Genomic DNA, 3,570 nt, shown 5'->3' on the forward strand with positions numbered 1-3,570 from the left:
AAACACTGTAAATCAACGGTAAATTACACAAAAACAATCACATAGAGGCATAATTCTTCACCTCTCGAAAAACAGCCTGGCCGGGAAAACAAAAAGCGAAAGTTGTTCCAGCAAAATCCTCAGACGCTGCCGTCCCAGGCCGCAACATGAGAGCATCTCTCCCCAAGGTATAAAGTTCGGGCGCCCCACCCTCGCCGCGTATCGTCGCGTATTTGTTTTTGCGGCCAGGGGTCGCTCTACAGCAAGAGAAGAAATGCTCTAATACGCCTGGAACTGCTCGAATGGCAGCCTTACCTTGAAGCAAGTATCGCCGGGCTCCGATTTCACGCCCAACATTCCGCGATGCATGTGAATGATCCGCATCGCGTTGTCCAGTCCCAACCCCAGCCCCTTGCCAGGCGCCTTGGTGGTAAAGAACGGCTCAAAGATGCGGTCCTTCAGATCCGATGGAATTCCGCGGCCGTTGTCATGCACCTCTACCAGCAGCAGGTCGCCTTCCATGCGGCAAACCAGCCTTAGCCTACCCGCCTCTGCGGTTCCATCCATCGCCTCAAGCGAGTTTTCAATCAGCGCCATCCAAACCAGGTTCAGTTCGCCGCTGTAGGCGTTGATGCACGGCAAATCCGGCTCGTACTCCCGCACCACAGTCACTCCGTCCAGGCGGCTATTCAGCATTTGTACCGTCGCGTCCAGCCCGGCAGACACATCCACTTCCTGCAGCGCCGCGCGGTCCATGTTGGAGTAGTCTTTGATCGCGCTGATCAGATCGAAAATTCGTGACGTTGAGTTCACCAGCGTATCCACGCTGAGGCGCGCCCGCAGATATCGCACAAAATACTGCAGCGTCACGCAAGTTGCTTCGGCACTCAGAACCGCGTGCAGATCTTCCAGATCTTTTATCGTTACGCCCTGGTCGGCGAGCGGCGGAGCTACCTCCCACGCCGTATCGCAGGGCAGCGCGATCAGCCACTCCCGCAGCGCTTCCTCATGTTCAAGCGCTTCCGTGGCAGTTTCTCCATGCACAGGCCCGTGCGTCAACACGCGCTGCTCCCACTCTTCCAGTTGGCCCACCTGCTCCTGGGTCAGACACAAGTTCACCATCCGATGCCTGTTCGCGCGGTTGGCCTGCAACTCACCGATCAGGCCTCCAGCTGCGCGCTGTGCCGCCGAGGCCGGATTGTTCAGCTCGTGCGCCAGATTTCCAGCCAGCTTGCCAAGCGCCGACAGCTTCTCCGCCTGCTGCTCAATGCGCGTCACCTCGCGCACGCGATCCATCATCACGGAGACAGTCCTTTGTCCCATGGACGGAATCGCTTCCAGCATGTCCGGAAACAATTGCTTGTCAATCAGCAGCGCCCACACCCGCGTTACCGCAACGCCCTGGCCGCCATAAGTCTTCATGCGCGAGAAGGGAAGCAGCCCGGTGATTGGTTGCGTGCGGCCAATAAACAGCCCTAACGGGCCGCCGCCGCTCCGCTGGCGGTACACATGGATGTCGCCTTTCAGCATGAACACCATGCGTTCGGCCGGGGAACCTTCTTCAAACAGCACCTCGCCCGGCTCCGCCACCAGTTCTTCGCAGTGCTCCGCCAGCCACAGCCGTTCTTCCAGCGTCAGTCCTTGCAGAGGCGTAAGTTTGCCCAGCGCCGCGGCAATATCTTCGACGGGGGTGGGACGGGCAGGCGGGTTTGCTGTGAGCGATAGCATCTTAAAATCACTCCGATCCCGGAGAAAGCATAATAGCGTAGTTCGAGCCGTTCCGGGGTTAAATACGTGGGACTCCTGGGAAAGTAACCATATAAGACCGCAGCCAGACACCCGGTTCGGGGCGGTCTTTTACTGGACGCGCATGACCGTGTTTTCGGTCGTGGAATAGGCTCAGATACAAATACGTCGGGCCGAAGAACCTGGTTCCCCGGCCCGGTTGAATGCATCCCAAGCCGCTTACCGCGTCTTTGAGACTTCCTCCACCGTTACCGGATCGAGGAACGGCATGGAGGCACGCAGCTTCTTGCCTACAATCTCGACCGGATGCTTCGCTTCGGCCTCGCGGAAGGCAGTAAACTCCTTGCGGCCCGAGTTCTGGTCGGCAAGAAAGCGCTTGGCAAATTCGCCGTTCTGAATCTCGGTCAAAATCGCCTTCATCGCCTTCTTGCTCTCGTCGTTAATGACGCGGGGGCCGCTGACGTAGTCACCCCACTCCGCCGTATCGCTGATGGAGTAGCGCATATATTCAAGGCCGCCGCGGTAGATCAGGTCTACAATCAGCTTCAGCTCATGCAGAACTTCAAAGTAGGCGCTCTCCGGCTGGTAGCCTGCTTCGGTCAGCGTCTCGTAGCCCGCCTTGATGAGCGCGCTCACGCCGCCGCAGAGCACCGCCTGTTCGCCAAAGAGATCCGTCTCGGTTTCTTCCTTGAAGGTGGTTTCCAGAACCCCGGCGCGCGTGCATCCAATGCCCTTGAGATAGCTGAGCGTGAGCGCATGCGCCGTTCCCGTCGGGTCCTGATGCACTGCGATGAGTCCCGGTACGCCGCCGCCCTCGGTAAATACTTCGCGTACGCGATGGCCGGGAGCCTTGGGAGCAGCCAGCGCGACATCAATATCCGCGGCGGGAGAAATCGTCTTGAAGTGAATGTTGAAGCCATGCGCAAAGAGCAGCAGCTTGCCCGCTGTCAGGTTTGGCGCAATCTCGTCCGTGTACAGAGTGGCCTGCGTCTGATCGGGCGTGAGAATCATGACAACATCTGCCCACTTGGTGGCCTCAGCCACGGTGGCAACCTCAAGCCCGGCCTTCTGCGCCTTCGAAATCGACTTTGAGTTAGCTGACAGGCCAACCTTCACCTGAACGCCGGAGTCCTTCAGGTTGAGCGCATGAGCATGGCCCTGCGAGCCGTAGCCGATGATGGCCACCTTCTTGGCCTGAATAAGGGTAAGGTCTGCATCGTGATCGTAATAGGTCTTCGCCATCGTATCTCTCTCGTTTTCCTTTGCAATTACAGATTAAAGTCTTTGTCTCGGCCAGATGGTTGATTACTCACTGTCCGCTGTTAGCTGTTCACTGTCCTGCTCGGTATCGTCCGACCCAAGCGCCTTGAGAACGCGACTGGTGTGGTGTCCGCGGCGCATCGTCATCTTTCCACTACGGCATATCTCCAGAATCTCGTGCTCACTGTCAATCAGCACCTGAATCAGGCCCTCGATCTTGCTCTCGACACCCGTCATCTCAATCATCAATGACTCAGCCGTGAGATCGACAATGCGCGCCCGAAAAACCTCCGCCAGCTCAAAAATTGCCGAGCGGGTGTGCCGCGTGGCAGCCACCTTGATCAGCGCCAGTTCCCGCGTTACCGAGGGCGCACCGGCAATGTCGTCTACATCCAACACGTTGTCGAGCTTGTAAAGGCTTGCGCGAATCCTGTTGCCAGCTTCTGCCGAAGCCTCACACACAAGCGTCAGCCGCGAGAGGCCTGAGCGCTCACTGCGGCCCACCGTCAGTGAGATGATATTGATATTCAGCCGCCGGAACAGCGACGCGACTCGCGTCAACACACCCGGCTTGTCTTCCACGTA

The 3,570-nt window shown here is 58.1% G+C and carries 3 protein-coding genes; all 3 read right to left on the bottom strand.

Translation table 11 applies throughout. From position 1 onward, the window contains the following. Positions 1–258: 258 nt before the first annotated feature. Complete coding sequence (locus tag ABSG47_RS20590) at positions 259–1,707, bottom strand: sensor histidine kinase (protein WP_424172358.1); 1,449 nt, start codon at positions 1,705–1,707, stop codon at positions 259–261. A 237-nt stretch (positions 1,708–1,944) separates the two neighbouring features. Beyond that, complete coding sequence (gene ilvC / locus ABSG47_RS20595; RefSeq protein ID WP_424172361.1) at positions 1,945–2,967, bottom strand: ketol-acid reductoisomerase; 1,023 nt, start codon at positions 2,965–2,967, stop codon at positions 1,945–1,947. Positions 2,968–3,030: 63 nt separating this feature from the next. Continuing rightward, positions 3,031–3,567: an acetolactate synthase small subunit gene (gene ilvN / locus ABSG47_RS20600; protein ID WP_424172364.1), complete on the bottom strand. Its 537-nt coding sequence runs from the start codon at positions 3,565–3,567 to the stop codon at positions 3,031–3,033. Positions 3,568–3,570: the final 3 nt, after the last annotated feature.

It is taken from the genome of Occallatibacter sp. (assembly GCF_049510455.1).
GTDB lineage: Bacteria > Acidobacteriota > Terriglobia > Terriglobales > Acidobacteriaceae > Telmatobacter.

Bases quoted from the DNA above. Each gene is read 5' to 3' on its own strand.
- ilvC (WP_424172361.1), bottom strand. From the start codon at position 2,967: ATGGCGAAGACCTATTACGATCACGATGCAGACCTTACCCTTATTCAG.
- ABSG47_RS20590 (WP_424172358.1), bottom strand. From the start codon at position 1,707: ATGCTATCGCTCACAGCAAACCCGCCTGCCCGTCCCACCCCCGTCGAA.